The 23914-nt window shown below is 51.7% G+C and carries 22 protein-coding genes and 1 other annotated feature; of the genes, 18 read left to right on the plus strand and 4 right to left on the minus strand.

What is annotated here, in order from left to right; genetic code table 11:
* The first annotated feature begins 216 nt into the window (after positions 1-216).
* The 7 genes from alaS to udk all read left to right on the plus strand — a co-directional run bounded on the left by alaS (position 217) and on the right by udk (position 6471).
* Positions 217-2856, plus strand: a complete 2640-nt coding sequence (alaS, locus tag KNP71_RS00645; RefSeq protein WP_214829839.1) for an alanine--tRNA ligase — start codon at positions 217-219, stop codon at positions 2854-2856.
* 37 nt (positions 2857-2893) lie between these two features.
* The gene (locus tag KNP71_RS00650; protein ID WP_029595797.1) at positions 2894-3160 is read left to right on the plus strand and encodes an IreB family regulatory phosphoprotein; all 267 of its coding nucleotides are present in this window, start codon (positions 2894-2896) and stop codon (positions 3158-3160) included.
* 1 nt (position 3161) lies between these two features.
* A complete protein-coding gene (ruvX, locus tag KNP71_RS00655) occupies positions 3162-3584 on the plus strand; it encodes a Holliday junction resolvase RuvX (protein ID WP_214752772.1) in 423 nt (140 codons plus the stop codon).
* Between the two features lie 13 nt (positions 3585-3597).
* Positions 3598-3897 (plus strand): DUF1292 domain-containing protein, encoded by a 300-nt coding sequence (locus KNP71_RS00660; protein ID WP_021066932.1) that lies wholly within the window; start codon positions 3598-3600, stop codon positions 3895-3897.
* 71 nt (positions 3898-3968) lie between these two features.
* A complete protein-coding gene (mltG, locus tag KNP71_RS00665) occupies positions 3969-5111 on the plus strand; it encodes an endolytic transglycosylase MltG (RefSeq protein ID WP_214798950.1) in 1143 nt (380 codons plus the stop codon).
* 66 nt (positions 5112-5177) lie between these two features.
* The gene (locus KNP71_RS00670) at positions 5178-5819 is read left to right on the plus strand and encodes an O-methyltransferase (protein WP_214719531.1); all 642 of its coding nucleotides are present in this window, start codon (positions 5178-5180) and stop codon (positions 5817-5819) included.
* A gap of 16 nt (positions 5820-5835) precedes the next feature.
* Positions 5836-6471, plus strand: coding sequence for a uridine kinase (gene udk / locus KNP71_RS00675; RefSeq protein WP_214719530.1), 636 nt, complete (start codon positions 5836-5838; stop codon positions 6469-6471).
* Between the two features lie 99 nt (positions 6472-6570).
* On the opposite strand, the gene KNP71_RS00680 is transcribed toward udk, so the two are convergent.
* Complete coding sequence (locus KNP71_RS00680; protein WP_214798947.1) at positions 6571-7704, minus strand: RNA-guided endonuclease TnpB family protein; 1134 nt, start codon at positions 7702-7704, stop codon at positions 6571-6573.
* Between the two features lie 659 nt (positions 7705-8363).
* Between KNP71_RS00680 and greA the strand changes: the two genes are divergently transcribed.
* The 6 genes from greA (at position 8364) to KNP71_RS00710 (ending at position 15322) form a co-directional block, all read left to right on the plus strand.
* Positions 8364-8837, plus strand: a complete 474-nt coding sequence (greA, locus tag KNP71_RS00685; protein WP_138859707.1) for a transcription elongation factor GreA — start codon at positions 8364-8366, stop codon at positions 8835-8837.
* Positions 8838-8892: 55 nt separating this feature from the next.
* The gene (gene mtnN / locus KNP71_RS00690) at positions 8893-9597 is read left to right on the plus strand and encodes a 5'-methylthioadenosine/S-adenosylhomocysteine nucleosidase (protein WP_214752776.1); all 705 of its coding nucleotides are present in this window, start codon (positions 8893-8895) and stop codon (positions 9595-9597) included.
* 75 nt (positions 9598-9672) lie between these two features.
* Positions 9673-10632: a beta-ketoacyl-ACP synthase III gene (locus tag KNP71_RS00695; protein WP_214752778.1), complete on the plus strand. Its 960-nt coding sequence runs from the start codon at positions 9673-9675 to the stop codon at positions 10630-10632.
* Positions 10629-11861 (plus strand): beta-ketoacyl-ACP synthase II, encoded by a 1233-nt coding sequence (fabF, locus tag KNP71_RS00700; protein ID WP_214829842.1) that lies wholly within the window; start codon positions 10629-10631, stop codon positions 11859-11861. Before KNP71_RS00695 ends, fabF begins: the two co-directional genes overlap by 4 nt.
* A 66-nt stretch (positions 11862-11927) precedes the next feature.
* On the plus strand, positions 11928-13460 hold the full coding sequence (locus KNP71_RS00705) for a peptide ABC transporter substrate-binding protein (protein WP_214798942.1): 1533 nt from the start codon (positions 11928-11930) through the stop codon (positions 13458-13460).
* 203 nt (positions 13461-13663) lie between these two features.
* Complete coding sequence (locus tag KNP71_RS00710; RefSeq protein WP_214798939.1) at positions 13664-15322, plus strand: peptide ABC transporter substrate-binding protein; 1659 nt, start codon at positions 13664-13666, stop codon at positions 15320-15322.
* Between the two features lie 115 nt (positions 15323-15437).
* On the opposite strand, the gene trpS is transcribed toward KNP71_RS00710, so the two are convergent.
* Both trpS and KNP71_RS00720 read right to left on the minus strand, forming a co-directional pair.
* Complete coding sequence (gene trpS / locus KNP71_RS00715; RefSeq protein WP_214827122.1) at positions 15438-16439, minus strand: tryptophan--tRNA ligase; 1002 nt, start codon at positions 16437-16439, stop codon at positions 15438-15440.
* A gap of 47 nt (positions 16440-16486) precedes the next feature.
* Positions 16487-16694: a binding site (T-box leader), on the minus strand.
* A 46-nt stretch (positions 16695-16740) separates the two neighbouring features.
* On the minus strand, positions 16741-17109 hold the full coding sequence (locus tag KNP71_RS00720) for a DUF3899 domain-containing protein (RefSeq protein ID WP_214798932.1): 369 nt from the start codon (positions 17107-17109) through the stop codon (positions 16741-16743).
* 272 nt (positions 17110-17381) lie between these two features.
* Here KNP71_RS00720 and KNP71_RS00725 point away from each other — a divergent pair, with 272 nt between their 5' ends.
* The 5 genes from KNP71_RS00725 (at position 17382) to KNP71_RS00745 (ending at position 23301) form a co-directional block, all read left to right on the plus strand.
* The gene (locus tag KNP71_RS00725) at positions 17382-18998 is read left to right on the plus strand and encodes a peptide ABC transporter substrate-binding protein (RefSeq protein WP_214798929.1); all 1617 of its coding nucleotides are present in this window, start codon (positions 17382-17384) and stop codon (positions 18996-18998) included.
* A 302-nt stretch (positions 18999-19300) separates the two neighbouring features.
* Positions 19301-20224 (plus strand): oligopeptide ABC transporter permease, encoded by a 924-nt coding sequence (gene opp3b, locus KNP71_RS00730; RefSeq protein ID WP_214827114.1) that lies wholly within the window; start codon positions 19301-19303, stop codon positions 20222-20224.
* A gap of 3 nt (positions 20225-20227) precedes the next feature.
* Positions 20228-21253: an oligopeptide ABC transporter permease gene (gene opp3C / locus KNP71_RS00735; protein ID WP_285801267.1), complete on the plus strand. Its 1026-nt coding sequence runs from the start codon at positions 20228-20230 to the stop codon at positions 21251-21253.
* A 24-nt stretch (positions 21254-21277) separates the two neighbouring features.
* Entirely contained in the window at positions 21278-22351 is a 1074-nt protein-coding gene (locus KNP71_RS00740; RefSeq protein WP_114165401.1) for an ABC transporter ATP-binding protein, read from the plus strand.
* Positions 22351-23301 (plus strand): ABC transporter ATP-binding protein, encoded by a 951-nt coding sequence (locus tag KNP71_RS00745; protein WP_214798923.1) that lies wholly within the window; start codon positions 22351-22353, stop codon positions 23299-23301. Before KNP71_RS00740 ends, KNP71_RS00745 begins: the two co-directional genes overlap by 1 nt.
* A gap of 72 nt (positions 23302-23373) precedes the next feature.
* Here the strand turns inward: KNP71_RS00745 and KNP71_RS00750 are convergent, their stop codons facing one another.
* Complete coding sequence (locus tag KNP71_RS00750; protein WP_021066949.1) at positions 23374-23907, minus strand: HD domain-containing protein; 534 nt, start codon at positions 23905-23907, stop codon at positions 23374-23376.
* Positions 23908-23914: the final 7 nt, after the last annotated feature.

Below are 23914 nucleotides of genomic sequence, written 5' to 3' on the forward strand. Positions count from 1 at the left end.
ACATCTTCCTAGGCTGAGAGAAGATGGGGGTCCGGTCGACCGAAGCTAGTCTGGAGTCCCCACTCACCCTGGGCGCCTCATCCGCGTTATCGGATGTTCGAGGCACGGCTTTGCCGTGCGAACGAGGGTGGTACCACGAAGCGATGCTTTCGTCCCTTTCCACAGGGATGAGCATCGCTTTTTTTCGTTTCGTTTAAACTGAAGGAGGAATTGTTGATGAAACCGCTCAAACCATTAACTGGCGCACAGATTCGCCAAATGTATTTAGATTTCTTCAAATCAAAAGGACACAGTGTCGAGCCGAGTGCCTCGCTCGTACCGGTTGAGGATCCGACGCTTCTTTGGATCAACTCAGGTGTCGCGACGCTTAAAAAATACTTCGATGGCCGCGTCATTCCTGCCAACCCCCGCATCGTCAATGCGCAGAAGTCGATTCGGACGAACGACATCGAGAACGTCGGGAAGACGGCTCGTCACCATACGTTCTTCGAGATGCTCGGGAACTTCTCGGTCGGCGACTACTTCCGTGAAGATGCGATCAAATGGGGCTGGGAGCTGCTCACGAGTGACGAGTGGTACGGACTCGATCCGGACCGTCTCTCCGTGACGATTCACCCGGAAGATGAAGAAGCGAAACAAATCTGGCTCGGATTAGGCGTTCCGGCTGACCGCATCATCCCGCTCGAGGAGAACTTCTGGGAAATCGGGGAAGGCCCGTCTGGCCCGAACACAGAAATCTTCTTCGACCGCGGACCGGCGTTCGGCGACGACCCGACTGACCCGGAACTGTACCCAGGCGGCGAGAACGAACGCTACTTGGAGATTTGGAACATCGTCTTCAGTCAGTTCAATCATGACGGGCACGGGAACTATACCGAGCTCCCACGGAAAAACATTGATACAGGGATGGGTCTCGAGCGGATGGCGAGCGTCATGCAAGACGTGCCGACGAACTTCGACACGGACCTGTTCATGCCGATTATCCGTGAGACAGAGAAAATCAGCGGCGAGACGTATCGCGCCGACAGCAGCAAAGACGTGGCGTTCAAAGTCATCGCCGACCATATCCGGACCGTGTCGTTCGCAATCGGGGATGGGGCGCTCCCATCGAATGAAGGCCGTGGCTACGTCCTTCGTCGTCTGCTCCGTCGTGCCGTCCGCTATGCGAAGATGCTAGGCATCGAGCGTCCGTTCATGTACGAGCTCGTCGACGTCGTCGGCGACATCATGGTCGACTTCTACCCGGAAGTCCGTGAGAAGAAAGACTTCATCAAGAAAGTCGTCAAAAATGAAGAAGAACGTTTCCACGAGACGCTTCATGACGGTCTTGCCATCTTGAACGAAGTCGCGAAAGCACAAAAAGCAGCCGGTTCGAACGTCATCAGTGGGGAAGACGCGTTCCGTCTATACGATACGTACGGTTTCCCACTCGAATTGACGATCGAATACGCGGAAGACCATAACCTCTCAGTCGACGAGGACGGCTTCAAACAAGCGATGAACGCACAGCGCGAACGTGCCCGGACAGCCCGCGCCGACGTCGAGTCGATGCAAATCCAGTCAGGCGTACTCGCAGACATCACGCTCGCGTCATCGTTCGTCGGTTACACGAACCTCGGCACAGAAGCTAAAATCATCAGCTTGATTCACGATGGTGAGCTCGTCGACGTCGTCGCTGCAGGGGAAGAAGCGCAAGTCATTCTCGACCAGACGCCATTCTATGCCGAGAGCGGCGGACAAATCGGTGACAAAGGTCAAATCGTCGGGTCGGACTTCGTCCTTCACGTCAAAGACGTCTCGAAAGCACCGAACGGCCAAAATTTGCATACGGTCACGGTTACATCGGGTGTCGCCAAGGCAGAGGTCGCGGTGACGGCCACGGTCGACTTCGACTCACGTCAAGCGATCATTAAAAACCATACGGCGACGCACTTGTTGCATCGCGCGTTGAAAGACACGCTCGGTGAGCACGTCAACCAAGCCGGTTCACTCGTGACACCAGACCGTCTCCGTTTCGACTTCTCGCACTTCGGTCAAGTGACGTCTGAAGAGCTTCAGGCAATCGAGCGTCAAGTGAACGAACGCATTTGGGCGTCAATCGGCGTCGATATCGAAGAGATGAACATTGCCGACGCGAAAGCGAAAGGTGCGATGGCACTCTTCGGGGAGAAGTACGGGGACGTCGTCCGCGTCGTCGCGGCTGGTGACTCGGTCGAGCTTTGCGGTGGTTGCCACGTCGGGAACACGGCTGAAATCGGACTCTTCAAAATCTTGTCGGAGTCAGGGATTGGAGCCGGTACACGTCGCATCGAGGCGGTCACAGGCGCTGGGGCTTACGAAGTGATGAACCAGCATATCGAAACGCTCGAGAATGCAGCGAAACTGCTCAAGACGAAACCGCTCGAAGTGCCAACACGTGTCCAAGCGCTTCAAGCTGAAATGAAAGAACTCGAACGCGCGAGCGAATCGCTCAAAGCGAAGCTTGCGAACATCGAAGCGTCGTCACTCACTGACGCCATCGAGACGTTCGGCGATGTCCAATTGATCGCCAAGCGCGTCGACGGACAAGACATGGACGCCCTTCGTGGCATGGTCGACGAATTGAAAGGCAAGCTCGGCTCAGCCGTCATCTTGCTCGGTTCGGCGAACGGCGACAAGGTTAACCTCGTCGCAGGGGTGACGAAAGACTTGAACGACCGTGGCTTCCATGCCGGGAAATTGATTAAAGAAGTGGCAACACGTTGCGGCGGTGGCGGTGGAGGCCGTCCTGACATGGCACAAGCCGGAGGCCGTGACGCGACAAAACTGGACGAAGCATTGAAGTTTGCTTCACATTACGTTCAATCACTGGCATAATAGAATGTGAAGTGCAAACGGAAAGAGGTGGATTCTTGTGAGCCAAATGGATCGCACGATGCAATTCAATTTTCCAGAAGATGATAATCGAGCCAACACTCGGGAAACGCTGATCACGGTGTATCAAGCACTCGAGGAGAAAGGCTACCAACCGATCAATCAAATCGTCGGATACTTGTTGTCAGGTGACCCTGCCTACATCCCGCGTCATAACGATGCGCGAAACTTAATTCGCAAAATCGAACGAGATGAACTGCTCGAAGAGCTGGTCAAATCGTATTTGAACGATCGTAGAGAGGATTAATATGAAGCGAGTCATGGGGCTCGATGTCGGTTCGAAGACGATTGGGGTCGCTGTGAGCGATCTCATGGGATGGACGGCGCAAGGTGTGGAGACGGTCTACTGGACCGAGCCGGATTTTGAAGAAGCTGTCCGTCTGCTTCAACCGATTATTGAGCAGTACGATGTGAAAGAAGTCGTCGTTGGTCTACCGAAGAACATGAACGCGACGATCGGACCTCGGGGCGAGGCGTCACAGGCGTTTGCCGCAGCCCTCACCGAGGCGACCGGTTTGCCGACGATTCTCGTCGACGAGCGTTTGACGACGATGCAAGCGGAGCGGATGCTGATTTCAGCAGACGTCAGCCGAAAAAAGAGAAAGGCCGTCATCGATAAGATGGCAGCCGTCATGATTTTACAAAACTACCTGGATCGCGCAGGCAAATAAGGAGGAATTACGTATGGCAGAACTTAGCCGTAACGAAGAAGAAATGTACCGTATTCCAGATGAAAATGGAGACGAGCATTTATTCGCAGAAATTTTCCGTATGACGAGTGACCGCACGAACAAGACGTTTGTCGTTCTTGAGCCGGTCGGTAACCCGGAAACGGAAGATGAAGACACAATCGAAGTATACGCGTTCGAAATCGAAGAACTTGAAGACGAAGAGTTCGTCTTGAAGATCGTCGAAGACGACGCTGACTTCGAGGAAGTCATGGAAGCGTTCGATATCGTCAATGACGAAGTAGGATTAGACTAATACGTGGGCGGGCGGCTAGGGGAAACCCTCGTCGCCCATCTTCATAACAGAAGAACAGGGGAGAAATGCGCATGAACCATCCATCGATGTTTGATGAGAAGCGTGCACGTAACCGGATCGTTCGGCGAATTACGGTCATCATCCTTGCTGTCTTTCTTCTAGTTATCGCCACAGGTGCCGCGGTGTCGTATGCGTTCGTGAAACGATCGCTCGAACCCGTCGACCCGTCTTCGACCGAATCGGTCGAGGTCGAGGTCCCGCTCGGTGCAGGTTCAGGGTACATTGGCGAACTACTCGAAGAGAATGGGCTCGTGAGGAATAGCACGATTTTCCGTTTTTATACACGATTTAAAAATGAATCATCGTTCCAAGCGGGGACGTATACATTGTCTCCGTCACAGTCGCTTGACGAGTTGATTGCTACGCTGAAGACCGGGAAAGTCATCGTCGTCCCGGACATCAAATTGGTGATTCCGGAAGGCTTTACGATTGACCAGGTCATCTCACGTCTCGCTAAAGAAGCGGAGATTCCGAAAGAAGAGATTTCGGCCCAGCTGAGCGACGAGGAGTATATCCGCTCGCTCGTCAATGAGCATGAGATGTTGACCGACGAAGTACTCGCCGATGGGATTTATCATCCACTCGAGGGGTACTTGTTCCCGGCCACGTATGAGTTCGACAAAGGTGTCACACTCACACAAATCATCGATGAGATGTTGAAGCCGACCGAACAGCTCTATGCCGAGTATCAAAGTGAAGTCGAAGCTTCAGGGCGCACGTTCCATGAGACGCTCGCGCTCGCCTCGGTCGTCGAGAAAGAGGCCGTGTCGACGGAAGACCGACAAGAGATTGCCGGCGTGTTTGAAAATCGTTTGGCCGATGGCATGAAATTGCAGTCTGACCCGACCGTCTGGTACGGCACCGGGGAGACGTCAATCTTCACGTCGTTTAACGACCTTCAAAACGATTCGCTCTACAACACGTACCGCTATGAAGGCATCCCGATTGGGCCGATCGCTTCGGTCAGTCGTGACGCGTTCGTCGCCACACTCAACCCGAACGATACGGATAACGTTTATTTCTACGCCCGACCACCACGTGAAGGATTCCCGAACGGGGAAGTCTTGTTCGAAGTGGAATATGAGGCGCACCAACAAAACGTCAACAAGTACCGTCCGGAGTGGGAAGCGTTCGAAGAAGCAAACAACAATTGACGGATATGCGACCGGAAGCCTAGGCTTCCGGTCGTTTGAATGAATAGAGAGTAAGAGGTGTACGACGTGGAACATTCATCCTATGAAGGTTACGTGGAAAACTTGGTCACGCCGCGGTCCCCGCTCTTGGCGGAGATGGAGGCGTTCGCGAAAGAACACCACGTGCCAATCATGGACTTGACCGGTTCAGAAGTGTTGCTGTCGCTTCTGGCGTTGCAGCGCCCGGCCCGCATCCTCGAGGTCGGGACAGCCATCGGCTATAGCGCGATTCGGATGGCCGAGCTGTTACCGGACGCTGAAATCGTCACAATCGAGCGGAATGCGCGACGTCACGAAGAGGCGCTCGGCTTTATCGGACGCTCGGACGTGTCGGACCGAATCACCGTCATCCATGGAGATGCGGTCGAATTGATTGGGACGATTGAAGGAGAATTCGATGCGGTCTTTATCGATGCGGCCAAAGGCCAGTATCAAAAATTCTTTGATGGGTATGGCGCTTTAGTACCAATTGGTGGTACGATTTACAGCGATAATTTATTTTTACGAGGGGACGTCCTGCTCGAAGACGTGTCAGTGCTTGACCGCCGTCGCCGCCGGCTCGTCCGTCTCGTAAAAGAGTTTACTGAGCAATTGATGGCACGGACCGATTATCATACTGCAATTTTGCCCCTTGGTGATGGCCTAGCAATCAGTCGTAAATTACGATGAGGAGGATTTAACTTTGATGCAACATAAACCCGTCATTATCGGCGTGGCCGGGGGCACCGGATCAGGCAAGACGACCGTGGCCCGCGCGCTCGTGGATGCGTTCAAAGGACAATCGGTCGTCATGATCGAGCAAGACGCGTATTATAAAGACCAGTCAGAGATGACGATGGAAGAACGGTATAAGACGAACTATGATCATCCGTTCGCATTCGATAACGATTTATTGATTGAACATATCAAACAGTTACAAGAACATAAGGCGGTTGAGAAGCCGGTATATGATTATGCCGCACACACACGTTCGGATCAGACGATTTTGATTGAACCGGTCGATGTCGTCATCGTCGAAGGTATTTTGGCGCTCGAGGACGACCGTCTCCGTGATTTGATGGATATTAAAGTATTCGTCGACACGGACGCGGACGTGCGGATTTTACGCCGGATGCAACGTGATTTGAATGAGCGGGGCCGGTCAATCGACTCGGTTGTCGCCCAGTATACGAACGTCGTCCGGCCGATGCATCTTCAATTTTGTGAGCCGACGAAACGCTACGCGGATATCATCGTCCCTGAAGGCGGAGAGAACTTTGTCGCCATCGATTTGCTCGTGACGAAGATTCGCTGGGTGCTGACAGAACGTAACCGCGCGTAAGGGAAATAAATCGTTTTCAATGTGAACTACTCACCACTTGCTTGTTTCGCAACTTGAAGTGGGAGTTTCTTGGGAAGACCGTGCTTTTACTAGCCGCGGTTATGGACCAAGCTCGTCGGGCAGTCCCTGCCCTGGGATGTTTCGGTCAGCGAGGCGCAACAGGTTGAGGCTCGCGTTGACGTCGCGGTCGTGGTGCGCGCCGCACGTGCCGCATGTCCACTCCCGGATGTCTAGTCCCTTCCTGCCGTCGTTCTCGCCACAGTTCGAACAGACTTGGGTCGAGGCGAACCATGGGTCGGCCTTGATCAGCGTCCGGCCGTAGAACCTGCATTTATATTCGAGTTGGCGGACGAACTCGCCCCACCCGGCGTCCCCGATCGATTTCGCCAGGCGGCGGTTTTGCATCATCTCCCTCGGTTTCAGCGTCTCGACCACGACGACTTGGTTCTCGTCGACGATGCGTCGCGACAGCTTGTGGAGGAAGTCGTTGCGCCGGTTCCTGACCTGCTCATGCTTCCTCGCGAGGAGGAGCCGGGCCTTCTCGCGGTTCTTGCTGCCCGGCTTCTTGTGGGAGAGCGCGCGTTGCGCCCGTTTCAGCCGCGCCTCGGCCTTTCGCAGGTTGCGCGGGTTCGCAATCTTCTCCGTGACGAGCGCGTCGTTCGTCGTGACGGCGAAGTGCCCGAGGCCGAGGTCGATCCCGACCTTGTGCTCGGCGGGGACCCACGGCTCGTCGTCCTGTTCGACGAGGAGCGACACGAAGAACGTGCCCGTCTTCGTCATCGACACGGTCGCCGATCGGATCTTCCCGTTGAAACTGCGGTGCTGTGTGAACCGGATGAACCCGATCTTCGGGAGCCGTACCCGGTCTCCCTCGATGCGGATTGTTCCGTGCTGGTTGTTCGTCGTGTAGGACGCGTGCGCCTTCCGTCTCGACTTGAACACCGGGAAGCCGGCCGTCCCGGCGAAGAACTTCGCGAACGCCGCATCGAGGTGCAGCTTCGCGTTCGCGAGCGCGAGGCTGTCCGCCTCGCACAGGAACGGGAACAGTGGCTTGTAGGAGGCGGGTGTCGGCGGTTTCCGTCTCGGCCCACCGCCCGCCTTCGCCTCCTCGTGGATGGTGATACGGTCCTCGAGCAGCTTGTTGTAGATGAACCGGGCGCAGCCGATCGTCCGGATCAGGAACTCGGCCTGTGCCGCCGTCGGGTGGAGCCGGTATTTGTAGCCCTTCAGCATGTCCGTCCCTCCTTTGGGCGGTGTCAGGATGAGTCTCGTCCCATTCCGATACCCGCGGTGGGGGCGAGAGAATCTGACAGAATCACGAACCTTCGTTCGTTATATCTGTCACAGGGATATCCAAAGGATTTGCAAGCAGGCGGTTCATCTTCCACCTACGCTGGGCCTTCCCTATTCGACGTTTAGAGGTGGGAGAATTCTCGCCAAATTTAGTTAAAAGAGCTTTGACACTCTCACCATTGAAACCGTGGGATTCTGAAGTGCTTGTGCGAACGCAGTTCATTTTTGTTTTGTTCAAGCCTTCAAATGAGAGTGTGCCATCACCTCTACCGAGATAGACTCTATAGGTCCCCAGGTTGGTGGACTGTGACCATCTACCACAGGTCGTTACAGGTGTGCCTACTTGATGTTTTAGCGTCTTTAGCATGACGACAAGCATCGTATCATCGGTCTGCTGCCGGACTCGATTTTCAAAGGTCGGTGGACAAAGGTGTTTTAGAGACTTGTATGTGTCTATGCGATAGATTTAACCGAATGTCGGATATGGAGAACGTCCGAACTCACGTTTATCCCATGTTTAAAAACGGGATGTGTCGGATATGGGCTTTCCCGTTCGTAAATTCTGTAATATACTAGGAGACAATGAAGGAGTGACAGAAATGGCTGAAAAACAACATTACATGACGTTAGACGGAAAAGCGAAAATCGAAAATGAATTGAACGAACTGAAGACGGTGCGCCGTAAAGAAGTCGTTGAGAATATTAAGATTGCCCGCGATTTCGGAGACTTGTCTGAGAACGCTGAATACGATGCAGCGAAAGAAGAGCAGGCAATGGTCGAAGGACGGATCGCTCAACTCGAAGAGATGCTTCGTAACGCAGTCATCATCCAAGACGATGTGGCTGATAACTCGATGGTCGCAATCGGAAAGACCGTGACGTTCTTCATTCAAGAAGATAACGAGAACGAGACGTACACAATCGTCGGTGGCGCTGAGGCTGACCCGTTCACAGGGAAAATCTCGAACGAATCACCGATTGCAAAAGCACTTCTCGGCCGTACGGTCGGAGATGTCGTCAACGTGCAAACGCCAGGCGGCGACATGGTCGTCGAAATCAAGGAAATCAAGTAACACAAATGAGCGACTTCCACATGGATGTCGCTCTCTTTCTGAGGAGGCACTTATAATGAAAATTGGAATCATTGGAGCAATGGAAGAAGAAGTGAACTTGCTCCGCAACGAATTGACAGAACGGACGGACACGGAAATCGCTAACTATCACTTCTACGAAGGGTACCTCGGCAACGTCGAAGTCGTCATTTTGAAGTCAGGGATCGGAAAAGTGAACGCGGCCATCGGCACGACGCTTCTTATTGATAAGTTCAAACCAGATGTCGTCATCAATACCGGTTCGGCGGGTGGCTTCAAAAAAGGAATGAAAGTCGGAGATGTCGTCGTCTCGACCGAAGTCCGTCATCACGATGTTGACGTGACCGCGTTCGGCTACGAGTATGGCCAAGTGCCAGGCATGCCGGCAGCGTACAAAGCTGATGCTCATCTGATGGATGTCTGTAAAGAAGTGATTGAGAGCCTCCATGATGTGAACGTGCATACGGGTCTCATCGTGACTGGTGACTCGTTCATCAACGACTCGAAACGTGTCGCCGACATCCTCGGGCATTTCGAAGGCGTCGCGGCCGTCGAGATGGAAGCCGCACCGATTGCGCAGACGTGCTATCAGTTCGGGATTCCGTTCGTCGTGACCCGTTCAATCTCGGACAGTGCCGACGAAGAAGCAAACTTGTCGTTCGACGAATTTTTAGAGACGGCATCAATCAACTCGGCAAAAATGGTCATGGCCGTCACGAAACGACTCGGTCAAAGTGAATAATCGAGAGGGATGCGTTGACATCCCTTTTTTATTCCCTTATATTAGTACCAGATACTAAGAATAGGGGTCATCAATATGAACATTGGAATCATTGGAATCGGTTCGTTCCTTCCGGAGCATCGGGTCACGAACATCGATTTGGAAAAACGAATGGATACGAGCGATGAATGGATTCGGACCCGCACCGGGATCGAGGCGCGACATTTGGCCGACGCTGATCTCTCGGTCGCCGATATGGCCACACATGCTGCCGAGCGGGCGCTCCAAAGCGCAGGCGTCTCAATTGAAGATATCGACGCGATTATTTGTGCGACGGCGACGGCGCCCTCGTTCCCGGCGACAGCGTGTCTCGTTCAGGCCAACCTCGGAGCCAAGCGAGCGGTCGCTTTCGACGTCAGTGCCGCCTGTAGCGGCTTCATCTTCGCAATGGATACGGCGAAGAGCATGATGCAGGCGAAAGGCTTGAAACGGACGCTCGTCATCGGGGCCGAGAAGATGGGGAACCTCATCGACTGGGACGATCGCTCGACGGCCGTCTTGTTCGGTGATGGGGCAGGTGCCGTCGTCCTCGGTGAAGACGACGTCGCCGCCATCGATTCCATCGTACTCGGCAGCGACGGGACCGGCGGAAAGTTCTTATATGAGAACGAAGAAGGTAAAATCGTCATGAACGGACGCGAAGTCTTCAAGTTCGCTGTTCGTAAAATGCCGGATATCGTGCTCGAGGCATTAGAAGGAGCCGGGAAATCGATTGATGACCTGGACGTCCTTGTGCCGCACCAAGCCAACCGTCGCATCATCGACGCTGCGATTGAACGGTTAGGGCTTCAAGAAGAAAAAGTTGTCGTCACGATTCAAGACCATGCGAACACGTCAGCCGCTTCGATTCCGCTCGCTTTGGCTGAAGCGGTCAAGCACGGGAAGATTTCAAACGGTCAGACGGTCGTCGTCGCCGGATTCGGCGCCGGGCTCACATGGGGAGCGAGTTGTCTAACATGGAATAACGCTAACATCACGGAGGAGATTAACGCATGAAACGAGTAGTCATCACAGGATTAGGAGTCGTATCCCCGCTCGGGAACGATGTTACGGTAATGTGGGAGCGACTGTTGAACGGGGACAATGCAGTCGATACGTTAACGAAGATTGATATTAGCCAATATCCGGCCAAAGTCGGGGCAGAAGTCAAGGAATGGAACATCGATCACTTGGTCGAGCCGAAAGAGGCGCGCAAGATGGATTCGTTCATCCAATACTCGATTTTAGCCGCTGACGCCGCGCATCGAGATAGCGGTCTAGATGTGAAAGCAATCGCGGACGAAGTCGGGATTTGGATCGGAAGTGGAATCGGTGGGGTCGAGACGATCGACAAACAAGCGAGCATCTTGCATGAGCGGGGACCACGCCGCATCAGCCCGTTCTTCATCCCGATGATGATTCCGAACATGGCGAGCGGTCAAGTCTCGATTTATCTCGGGGCGAAAGGGCCAAGCAACTGTTCGGTCACAGCTTGTGCCTCTGGGACGAACTCAATCGGGGAAGCGTTCAAAGTCATTCAACGCGGCGATGCGCTCGCCATGTTCGCGGGTGGGGCCGAGGCGCCAATCACACCGCTCTCGTTCTCAGGATTCTGTGCCAACAAGGCGCTATCGACGAATCCGGATCCGAACACGGCATGCCGACCGTTCGATGCGAACCGTGACGGCTTCATCATGGGTGAAGGTGCGGGCGTGCTCGTTCTCGAGGAATACGAGCATGCGAAAGCGCGCGGTGCCAAAATGTATGCGGAAGTTGTCGGTTACGGCATGAGCTCAGACGCCTATCACATCACGGCACCGTCACCTGAGGCAGAAGGTGGATCGAAAGCGATGAACGAGGCGCTTCGGGACGCGGGGATTCGTCCAGAAGACGTTCAATATATCAACGCTCACGGGACGAGCACACCGCTCAACGATATGTTGGAGACGAAAGCCATCCACAACGTCTTCGGGGAGCACGCGCACAACTTGGCAGTCAACTCATCGAAATCGATGATCGGGCACTTGCTCGGTGCCGCCGGCGGAGTCGAGGCCGTCATCACGGCGCTATCGATTCATGAGGGACGGATTCATCCGACCATCAACTGTGAGACACCGGCAGACGATTGCGATTTAGATTATGTCCGTGACGGAAATCGGGAACTTGATATCCAGTACGCACTCAGCAACTCACTTGGCTTCGGAGGCCATAACGCGACGCTCGCGTTCGCAAAAGTAAACGACTAATAGTAGAAAAAAGTGGCAAAAACGGGTAGGGTATAAGGGTTGAGCTAACAGAGAGGAGAATGCCAGATGAAACGATTTTTCATCGGTGCCGCCTTGTTGAGTTCAGTCCTTATCCTTTTTTTCGTTATATGGTACGGACAACGAGAGCAGGCACGAGAATTAGTACCACCTGAAGAACAAATCGTGACGATTCATGGGGAGATATTACCGGAGCAACCGAATACGCTGCTCGCCATCGACCCGAGCTCACAGACCGTGTTATCGCATATTTATGAAGGATTGTATCGCTTCGGTGCGGACGGGGAAATCGAAACGGGACTCGTCGAGACGATGACCCGATCGGAAGACGGCGCGACATACACGTTCAAGTTGAAAGAAAGTCGTACCGTGAACGGGAATACGGTCACGGCCGAGACGTTCGTCGATCATTTCCGGATGCTCGCTGATGACGACACGAACTCTCCGTTCAGTTTCCTTTTGGAAGACGTTCTGAACGGGAAAGCGATCAGTCTCGGGACGAAAGAACCAGAGACGCTCGGCGTGAAGGCGGTCGATGCGCGGACACTCGAGTTGACACTCGAACGTCCGATGGAAGGGTTCGAGCAGATTTTGGCGATGCCGGCCTTTCTGCCGCAGACGATGGTCGGCGAATGGCAAGAGCTTGATGCGAACGGACCGTTTCAAATCGAATCGTTGGATGCGGCCCAAATCACACTGACGAAAAACGTGGCGTATTATGATGCCGACCGTGTCACGCTTGAAAAGATTATGCTGTTGGCGGATGAAGGATTGGATTCAGAACCGGATGGCATCCATCCGATTCCGTACGGCACGGACGAAGCGACCATCGATTCGCTTGAAGGAAAGCTCGTCGACGTCCCGCGGAGCGGCGTCTTCTATTTGAAACCGAATGTGGATGAGTATCCGTTCGATGATGCCGATTTCCGGCGCTCGCTCGCGCTCGCTTTAAATCGGGAAACCTTGGACGATTCGCTCGCCCGGGCCGAAGTGACGACCGAACGATTGCTCGTCACCGATGAAGCGGAACTCAATCCTTCACTCGATGGGGAAGCGGCCGCGCTGTTCGAGGAAGTGCTCGAGCGGCTCGAGGAAGACGAGATTGAAATCGAGTTGCTCAGTTTTGTCGATGATGAAGCGCGACAAATCGCCCAGACGATTGAAACGGAACTTGAACAACTTCCGGGTCTGCAAGTGAACGTCGTCGAACTCCCTCTCGGGGACAAGGTTAGGAAAGAAGTCGCAGGCGAATATGCGTTGTCCCTTTCTGGATGGCAACCGGACTATCCGGCATTCAGTGCCTATTTGACCCAATACGAGACAGATAATTATTTGAATTCGAGCGGATTTGCCGACCGAACGTTTGATCGATTGATGAATCAGGCCCGTTCGACCGAAGAGCTTGAAGCCCGCAACGACGTGTATCGCGAGGCGGAAAAACGACTGTTGGAAGAAGCTGTCGTTATTCCAATCTACCAAGCTGGAAGATCTTACACGGTCGATTCCAAATATGCGGAAATCGGCTTTCCGGTCATCGGTCCTTCGTACGTCCTAACATTTTCTAAAGTTTATGAAAAATGAGCTAAAAGCTCGTCTCTGTAGGCGGGCTTTTAGCCTATAGTAAAAATTTTTTAGAAAAATCAAAATAAACACTTTGCAAAATTATCAGAATATTGTATTATTGCTTCAACGGGATTGTGGTAACAAATTTTGTAAAGTGAACTATCAGAATTTTCTACCATCGTTCATTTCGTTAAAACGAAAAAAATCAGGGGGTCATCGCAATGAATAAGAAAAAAGGTTTTGCTTTAGCAACGTCGGTAACACTTCTATCTAGCGCATTCCTAGCGGCATGTTCGACAGGTGAGGAAGAGGGAGCAACAACTGATAATAATGCATCAGAAAATACTGATGAAGCGCAAGTCCTCAACTTGCTCGATAGCTCAGACATCCCTTCACTTAACCCAACGCTTGCAACAGACGCAGTTTCATTCAACGTCTTGAACAACGTTAACGAAGGTCTCTATCGTATGGACGACGAAGATAACCCGACACCAGGGATCGCGGAGTCACACGAAGTTTCTGAAGACGGGAAAACGTACACGTTCAAAATCCGTGAAGGCGCAACTTGGTCTAACGGCGAGCCTGTAACGGCTAACGACTTCGAATACGCTTGGAAAGAAGTCCTTAACCCGGACAACGCATCACAATACGCTTACGTTATGTCAATCATCGAAGGTGCTGAAGCCTATAACACAGGTGAAGGTGAGCGGGACGCTGTCGGCGTCAAAGCTACTGATGAGCAGACACTTGAAGTTAAATTGACTGCACCAGCTAAGTACTTCCTCGGTCTCACAAGCTTCGGCGTATTCATGCCTAAACTTGAGTCGTTCGACAAAGAGCAAGGCGAGAACTTCGGTACATCTGCAGAGACAACTCTCTACAACGGACCGTTCAAACTCGAAAGCTGGGAGCGCGAGCAAGGCTGGAAAATGGTCAAAAACGACGACTACTGGGATGCTGAAGCCGTCAAACTTGACGAAATCAACGTTAAAGTCGTTAAAGAAGTTTCAACAGGTGTTAACTTGTACGAAAACGGCGACGTTGACCGCACTGGTTTGACTTCTGAACTCGTTGCTCAATACCAAGACCACGAAGACTTCTCGACTGTCCTTGAGCCAACACTCTTCTACCTCCAGTTCAACACTGCGGTTGAAGCACTCGACAACCAAAACATCCGTAACGCGATCGACGCGGCATACGATAAAGCAGCGATCTCTGAAACGCTCCTTGCGAACGGTTCAATCCCTGCCAACTTCCTCGTACCAAAAGACTTCGTAACTGGACCAGACGGCGCAGACTTCCGTGAAGCGAACGGCGACATCGGCGGCTACGATGTGGACAAAGCGAAAGAACTTTGGGAAAAAGGACTTGAAGAAATCGGTCAAGACTCTGTCGAAATCGAGCTCCTCAACTATGACTCAGAATCTGCGAAGCAAATCGGTGAGTTCATCAAAGGTGAACTTGAGAAGAACCTTCCAGGCATTACGCTTACAATCAAGCAACAACCGTTCAACAACAAACTTGACCTTGAGAACAAAGGTGAGTTCGAGTTGACATTCGCTGGATGGGGCCCTGACTACCAGGATCCAATGACATTCGTTGACCTCTTCGTCACTGACGGACCATACAACCGTGGTAAGTGGTCGAACGAAGAATTCGACAAACTCATCGAATCTGCGAAATCAAGCACAGATGCTGAACAGCGTTGGGCTGACCTTCAAGCTGCAGAGAAAATCGTTCTTGAAGAGAACGCGATCTCACCAGTTTACCAACGTGGATCGGCTCGCCTCACGAAGCCATACGTTAAAGGAATCGTTGAGCACGCGTTCGGCGCTGACTACTCGTACAAGTGGGCTTACATCGAAGGCAAAGAGCAATAAGAAACAACAAGCATACAAAAAAAGAGACGGGGACGCCTGTCTCTTTTTTTGTGCCTTCAATTTGAGCCACTTTGCACAAAAAAGCCGCCCTTTGATTATAAAAGGCGGCTTCATGTTATTTCTTCACTTTGGCCCGTTTCCGGGTGAGCCCCATCGCTTTCTCGATTTTGGCGAGGTTTTTGTTGGCGACGGCTTCTGCTTTCTCACGTCCCGCATCGAGGATGGCGTCGAGCTCAGCTGAGTCAACGAGTTCGTGATAGCGATTCTGAATCGGCTCGAGCATGGCGACGACCGCTTCGGCGACGTCTTGCTTGAACGTTCCATAATTCGAATCTTTGTAACGCTCGACGAGTTCATCAATTGGGGTATCAGTCGAAAGCGAGTAAATCTCAAGCAAGTTCGAGATGCCCGGTTTATTCTCGCGGTCGAAGCTGATGACACCGCTCGAGTCCGTGACCGCGCTCTTGATTTTCTTACGGATGACGTTCGGCTCATCGAGCATCGAGATGAATCCTTTCACATTCGCATCTGACTTCGACATCTTTTTGACGGGGTTCGTCAAACTCATGATGCGTGCGCCTTCTTTTTGAATGAGCGGCTCAGGAATCGTGAACGTCTCATAGTATCGCTTGTTGAAGCGTTCGGCTAAATCACGCGTCAATTCGACGTGTTGTTTTTGGTCATCGCCGACCGGGACGAGTTCCGTGCCGTACAAGAGAATGTCGGCCGCCATCAATGTTGGGTAGACGAACAGGCCAGCGCCGATGTTTTCACTGTTCTGTGATTTGTCTTTATACTGTGTCATCCGGCTCAGTTCACCCATGCCGGCGATACATGTCAACATCCATCCGAGTTGGGCGTGGGCCTTCACTTCCGATTGGACGAAAATCGTCGACTTCTCCGGGTCGAGTCCGCAAGCAAGATAGAGTGCCGCAAGCTTGCGCGTGTTATCCATTAACTCGACGCGGTCGAGTTGAACCGTGATGGAATGGAGATCGACGACACAGTAAAACGCTTCATGTTCTTCTTGTAACTCGACGAACTGTTTCATCGCGCCTAAGTAGTTACCAAGCGTCACGACGCCGGTCGGTTTAATGCCAGAAAAGATTTTTGCCATGATTGCACCTCCAGAGAATATAAAAAACCACGGTTCCCCGCCCGATAAATCGGGACGAATAACCGCGGTGCCACCCAAATTTGCATGAAACTCATGCCACTTGATCGCGTTAACGGGCGTGACCGTCTCGCCGTACTCTCTTTCAGGCGAGCCACTCCGAAGTCCATTCGCTCGACGCTTTCCATCTACTCGCAGCAACGTAGACTCTCTGGGGGAAAGGGGATTCGAGGTACTTGTCTTCTTCCTTGTGTTTCCTATTGTTCTAGCCATAGTGTAGCATATCGACCGCGAAATCGGAAGGTCAAACGAGCGTGATCACGTAGGAAAGAATGACGCTCGCGACACCGACGTACACCCAACGCCACGCCGATCGTCTTTGGTCGGCTCGTTCTTCCGGTGACGCTTCTTCGTCTTCCTCGTAGTCCGGATCGATTTCTTTCAGCTTGGCCCGGCGATTGCGTTTGAACCCGTACATGAATCCGTCGAATAACCCGGTGGCACCCATATGAGAAAACATACCGACGGCGAAGACGAGGATGCCGGCCACGAACAAGCCGCCGCTCAAATGGAACCAGAACGTCTCGTCTTGATAGTAGGAGACAGTGGACCAAATCGTATAGGCAATTGTGACAATTCCCCAAACGATTAATATACTTCTAAAATTTTTCAATGTGACAAACTCCTTTCAATGTGGATGCGCTTCTTCGAGTCATCCGCCCTTTGGCTCTATGATACCCGTTGTTCGGTATATATGGCGAGAAGTTCGTGTCAAAAATGACAGCGGTTTATTGGGGAGTTGACAGTTTGATTAAAAATTTTTTACAATAGCCCTAACGTTCTTGTGTCGGATACAAAATGAAATATTCAGAAAATTAAAGAAAAAGTAAGATGTTACGGTCCGACAAAACGCCATGCTTCACGATACAGAAAGGGGACATCGCAATGAAGAAAAAATCGATTTTGCTCATGATGACACTCATCTTGGCACTCGGTTCAGTGCTCGCCGCTTGCTCGACTGGCGGAGACTCTGACGGCGGTTCGTCTTCGAACGGAGAAAAGATTCTCCGCTTGACGGACACGTCTGACATTACAACAGCTGACCCGGCGCTCGCGACGGACGCTGTGGCGTTCAACTTGATCGCCAACACGATGGAAGGTCTCTATCGTCTTGACCAAGACGGAAATGCCGTTCCAGCTATCGCCGCAGGAGAACCAGAAGTGAGTGCAGACGAAACGGTCTACACGTTCACACTTCGTGACGCGGAATGGTCAAACGGCGAACCTGTCACAGCGAACGACTTCGTCTACGCTTGGCAACGCGCTGTGGATCCTGAAACAGGTTCACAATATGCGTACATCATGAACACGGTTAAAAATGCCGAAGCCATCAACACGGGAGAGCTTCCAAAAGAAGAGCTCGGTGTGAAGGCAATCGATGAGAAGACACTTGAAGTCACACTCGAGCGTCCAGACCCATCGTTCATCTCGCTCACATCGTTCGGTACGTTCACACCAATCAACGAAGCGTTCGCCACTGAAAAAGGTGCGGACTTCTCAACGTCACCAGAAAACCACATCTACAACGGCCCATTCACATGGTCGGAGTGGGATCGCGAGCAAGGATACGTGTTGGCGAAAAACGAATCATACTGGGATGCAGAGAATGTAGCTTTAGAGAAAGTCGACGTTCGTGTCGTCAAAGACACATCGACAGTCGTCAACTTGTATGAAGCAGGAGAAGTCGACTACGCCGGCCTCTCGTCTGAACAAGTTGCCGCGTTCCAAGAGAACGATGACTACAGCACAGGTCTTCGTTCAACAGTCGGGTACTTCAAGTTCAACCACGAAGATGAACTCTTTGCTGACGTCAACGCCCGTAAAGCAGTTGCTCGTGCGGTCGATCCAACCGGGATTATCGATCAACTCTTGAACAACGGCTCAATCGCAACGACTTCGTTTGTCCCTAAAGAATTCATCAAGTATGAAGACGGAACGGATTATGCAGAAGGCGTGACACACTTTGAGACGAACGCTGACGAAGCAGCATCACTTTGGGAAGAGGCGACTGGCGGCGAAGCTGTCACAATCGAACTTCTCTCATTCGATAGCGAAGTAGCGAAACAAATCTCAGAGTACATGAAAGGCCAACTCGAATCGAACTTGCCGAACGTGACCGTGAACATTTCACAACAACCGTTCAACAACAAGCTCGAACTCGAAGCGAACGGAGAGTATCAGATGTCATTCGCCCTTTGGGGACCTGACTATCAAGATCCGCTCACAAACCTTGGCATCTTCACATCTGACAACGGTCAGAACGACATCAACTACAAGTCGGCAGCATACGACAAATTGATTGATGAAGCATCAGCTGAAACAGCGATCGATGCGCGTTATGACAAGTTTAAAGAAGCAGAAACGCTCTTGATTGAACAAGACCAAGCCATCATGCCGCTTTACCAAGCGGGTGTCGCTTACTTGCTCCGTCCGAACGTCGAAAACTTCAACCGTCAACTATTCGGTGCTGACTACCAGTACAAATACGTCGATATCAACTAAATGAGAAGGGGGCATGCACCATGCATGTCCCCCCTTTTCTAAAAAAAAATTAGAAATCAGAGAAAAAACTATTCAAAAGTTTTGTTGGTAAAGTATAATGTAGTAACAGTGAAAATTCAGAATACTTTACAAACTAAGGATTCTTCGATTTTCATGTGCTGTGCTAAGAGCCTTGAGATGACGTTTGACCTATTCTTTCAGAAAATTCCTTTCATTTTGTGAATTCAAGAAAAGAGCAATATGTCATAGTGACGCTGTTGGTGCAAGCATAGACACATTAGAAAAACAGGGGGTATTTATTTATGGGACGTTATATTCTTCAGCGGCTGACTTACGGCCTCATCACGTTCTTCTTGATTGCGACGTTCACGTTTTTCCTGATGGACCTGCTTCCAGGTTCGCCGTACCAAAACCAGGAGAAACTGACGGAGACACAAATTCAACTCTTGAACGACCGTTACGGACTCAATGATCCGCTTCCAGTTCGTTATGCGACTTACTTAGGAAACCTTGTGCAAGGGGACCTCGGTGTATCGTTCCGTACGGCCAACCGGCCAGTGACGGAATTGATTATGGAACGAATCGGACCGTCAGCCCAATTAGGGATTCAAGCACTTGTGCTTGGGACGTTTGTTGGATTGTTGCTCGGAATCGTGGCAGCCATTCGTCATAACACGGCCATCGACTATGGTTCGATGTTCATCTCGGTAATCGGGATTTCTGTCCCATCGTTCGTCTTTGCAGCCCTTCTTCAGTACTATGTTGGGGTTAAATTGCAAATACTCCCTGTTGCGTTCTGGGATTCCCCGGCGCATACGATTTTACCGACGATTTCGCTCTCGCTCGGGGTTACGGCGTCCATCGCCCGTTTCGTCCGGACTGAGATGCTAGAAGTAACCGGACAAGATTATGTCACGCTCGCGAAAGCGAAAGGGTTGACCGGGAATGCCATCGTCTGGAAACACATGGTGCGTAATGCGATGATTCCTGCCATCACCATTCTCGGACCGATGACGGCTGGCCTGTTGACAGGTACGTTCGTTATCGAAAAAATCTTTGCGGTACCTGGGCTTGGTGAATTGTTCGTTACGTCCATCACGTTGAATGACTATTCGGTCATCATGGGCACGACACTGTTCTTCTCAGCTTTGTTCATTATTATCATTTTGCTTGTCGACTTGCTCTACGGAGTCGTTGACCCACGTATTCGTTTGGGGGGGGAATAACTGATGATTGAAAATAAAAAGAATTTCGAGCAGTTCGACCAAGACATGTTCCAACGTGTCGAGATGAACGAACAGCTCGCTGAACGAATTGGTGGTAAAAGTTTAAGCTTCTGGCAAGACGCTTGGATGCGGCTGAAAAAGAATAAAGCTGCTATAATTTCACTTACTGTTATTTTAATTGTGATTTTTCTTGCGTTGTTTGGTCCGATGCTGTCTGGACGCGACGCCTATACTCAAAACATCTCACAAGCAAAACTCCCGCCTAAAGTCACTGGACTCGAATGGGCAGGATTTGATGGCATGGCCAACCTCGGTGGCCGTGATATTGATTTCTACGAACAGAAAAATGTCGAAGAGAACTTCTGGTTCGGTACAGACTATCTCGGCCGTGATCTTTGGTCACGTGTTTGGGAAGGGACACGCATCTCGCTCTTCATCGGTTTTGTGGCTGCGTTGATTGATACGGTCATCGGTGTCGCCTACGGTGGAATCTCGGCTTACTTCGGCGGACGTGTTGATAACTTTATGCAACGGATTGTTGAGATTTTGACAGGTGTTCCGAACTTGATTTTGATTATCTTATTAATTTTAATTTTCGACCCTGGCGTATTTTCCATTATCCTCGCGATGACAATCACCGGCTGGATTGGGATGAGTCGACTTGTCCGCGGTCAAATTTTGAAATTGAAAAACCAAGAGTTTGTGTTGGCTGCCCGTACACTCGGTGCTTCAAGCAATCGATTAGTGTTTAAACACTTAATTCCGAATACGCTTGGCGCCATTATCATCACGCTCATGTTCACGATCCCGTCGGCTATCTTTTTCGAAGCGTTTCTCAGCTTTATAGGTCTAGGTTTGCAAGCACCTCAAGCATCGCTTGGAACGTTGATTAACGATGGATATAAAGAGCTACGGACGTTCCCGTACTTGCTCGTCATCCCGTCAGTCATCATCGTCTTGCTCATGGTAAGCTTCAACTTGCTCGCCGATGGCTTGCGTGATGCGTTCGACCCGAAAATGCGTAAATAATTATAGAAACAGGGGGACTCGTGCATGGAAACGATTTTATCTGTCCGAGACTTAGCGGTCTCGTTCCATACGTATGCTGGAACGGTACAAGCCGTTCGCAACGTATCGTTTGATTTGAAAAAAGGCGAGACGCTCGCCATCGTTGGGGAATCGGGTTCTGGTAAATCCGTCACATCGAAAGCGATTATGCGTCTCATTCCAAACCCGCCAGGTGAAATCACGAACGGAGAAATCTTGTTCGAAGGAAAAGACTTGGCGAAGTTGTCGGAAAAAGAAATGCTTAAAATTCGTGGGCGCGATATCGCGATGATCTTCCAAGATCCGATGACATCGCTCAACCCGACGATGACGATTTACAAACAGATTGCCGAAGGTTTGAAGCAACACCAAGGACTCACGGGTGAGGATGCGAAGAAGCGTACGCTTGAATTGCTCACACTCGTTGGGATTCCAAACCCAGAGGCACGTCTGAAGCAATATCCGCACCAATTGTCAGGTGGGATGCGTCAGCGGATCGTTATCGCGATCGCGCTCGCATGTAACCCGAAAGTATTAATCGCCGATGAGCCGACGACGGCACTCGACGTAACGATTCAAGCTCAGATTTTAGAGCTGTTGAAAGATATCCAGCAAAAGACGGGCACAGCGATCATCTTCATCACGCACGACCTCGGTGTCGTTGCGAACATGGCAGACCGCGTTGCCGTCATGTACGCTGGTAAAATCGTTGAGAAAGGGACGGTCGACGAAATCTTCTACGAGCCACGTCACCCATACGCATGGGGCTTGCTCGGATCGATGCCGCGTCCGACCGATGACCCGAACGAGGCGCTCCCGGCCATCCCGGGTACACCGCCAAACTTGCTCAACCCACCTAAAGGCGATGCCTTCGCACCACGTAACCCGTATGCGATGAAAATCGACTTTGAAAAAGAACCACCGATGTTCCAAATTAGCGACACACACTATGCGGCGAGCTGGTTATTGCACCCACAAGCCCCGCAAGTGAGCCCGCCGAAAGCGATCCGTGACCTTGCGCTCAAGTATCGTCCGGACAGCGCGTTCGCGAAATCGATTTTGAAAGGTGGTGCTGAATAATGGAACGCGAGAAATTACTCGAAGTAAAAGACCTGAAGCAGCACTTTAAAATTGGCCGAGGCCGCGTCGTCAAAGCTGTCGACGGCATCTCGTTCGATATTTATAAAGGTGAAGTGCTCGGACTCGTAGGTGAGTCTGGATGTGGGAAATCGACGACAGGTCGTACCATCATCGGACTTTACGATGCAACAGACGGGGACGTCATCTTCAAAGGTGAGAACGTCCACGGCAAGAAGAGCAGCGCCGATAAGTTGAAGTTTAACCGGGCGATGCAAATGATTTTCCAAGACCCATATGCATCCCTCAACCCGCGTATGACCGTCGCTGATATCATCGCCGAAGGCATCGATATCCACGGTCTTGCCAAGACGAAAGAAGACCGGATGAACCGCGTCTATGACCTTCTCGAGACAGTTGGTCTTACGAAAGAGCACGCGAGCCGTTACCCGCACGAATTCTCGGGCGGTCAGCGTCAGCGAATCGGGATTGCCCGCGCTCTCGCGGTCGAACCGGACTTCATCATCGCCGATGAGCCGATTTCAGCTCTCGACGTATCGATTCAAGCCCAGGTCGTCAACTTGATGAAAGAATTGCAACGCGACCGTGATCTCACGTACTTGTTCATCGCCCACGACTTGTCGATGGTCAAGTATATCTCGGACCGAATCGGAGTAATGTATCAAGGTCACCTCGTCGAGCTCGCTCCTGCAGCGCGTTTGTACGAGAACCCGCTCCACGCCTATACGAAGTCACTCCTCTCGGCGATCCCACTTCCGGATCCAGAGCATGAGCGGACACGTAAACGGATCGTGTATGAGTCGAAGTCACTCGGTGCCGTCGGACGTTCGGATGAGGATTCAAGCATCCCGCCACTCCGTGAAGTCGAGCCAGGCCATTACGTCTCATTGACAGACGAAGAGTACGAAGCGTACAAAGCACAACTCGTGTAATTCAAAAGTCCCGCATCCAACCGGATGCGGGACTTTTTTGGGCAAATAAAAACACCGTCTAGGATGACGGTGTCAGGCGTTTGAGATACGTGGCAAATTCGAAAGCCGGTCGACGACTGCATCGATCAAGCGGACGCGGGCCAGGGCGTCTTCGATGTCCATCGTCTCATAATGGTGAAGTCCGCCAGGTTGTTCGACGTACGTGTCCGCATCATGCACGAGTTGTTGGAGCGGCGTCCGTTGAATCCGGTTGGGCGGCAAGTAGGAGTCGGTGTGAAGTAAAATCATGACCGAGATTTCTTTCGCGCGGGCTGGATCTTCGCCAAGGCGAATCAACAGCTTGTGGGCGCGTTCGGCGCCTTTAATGGCATGGATATCGTTTTGACGATACAAATCATAATTCCATTTCCCTTCGGTGTACCATTCATAATGACCGATGTCATGGAGCAGGGCGGCTTTCGTCGCCAAATCCGTATCGAGGCCTCGTCGCGTCGCCAATTCGAGAGCGCGTTCACACACATCGACGGCGTGTTTCAAGCCAGAACGGGTCAAGTATTTTTGGGTGACCGGGTGCTGCATAATCGTCTCTAACGTAATTCTCATCATCGCTCTC

The sequence above is a fragment of the Exiguobacterium sp. s56 genome (assembly GCF_018618255.1).
GTDB classification, from domain to species: Bacteria; Bacillota; Bacilli; order Exiguobacteriales; family Exiguobacteriaceae; genus Exiguobacterium; species Exiguobacterium chiriqhucha.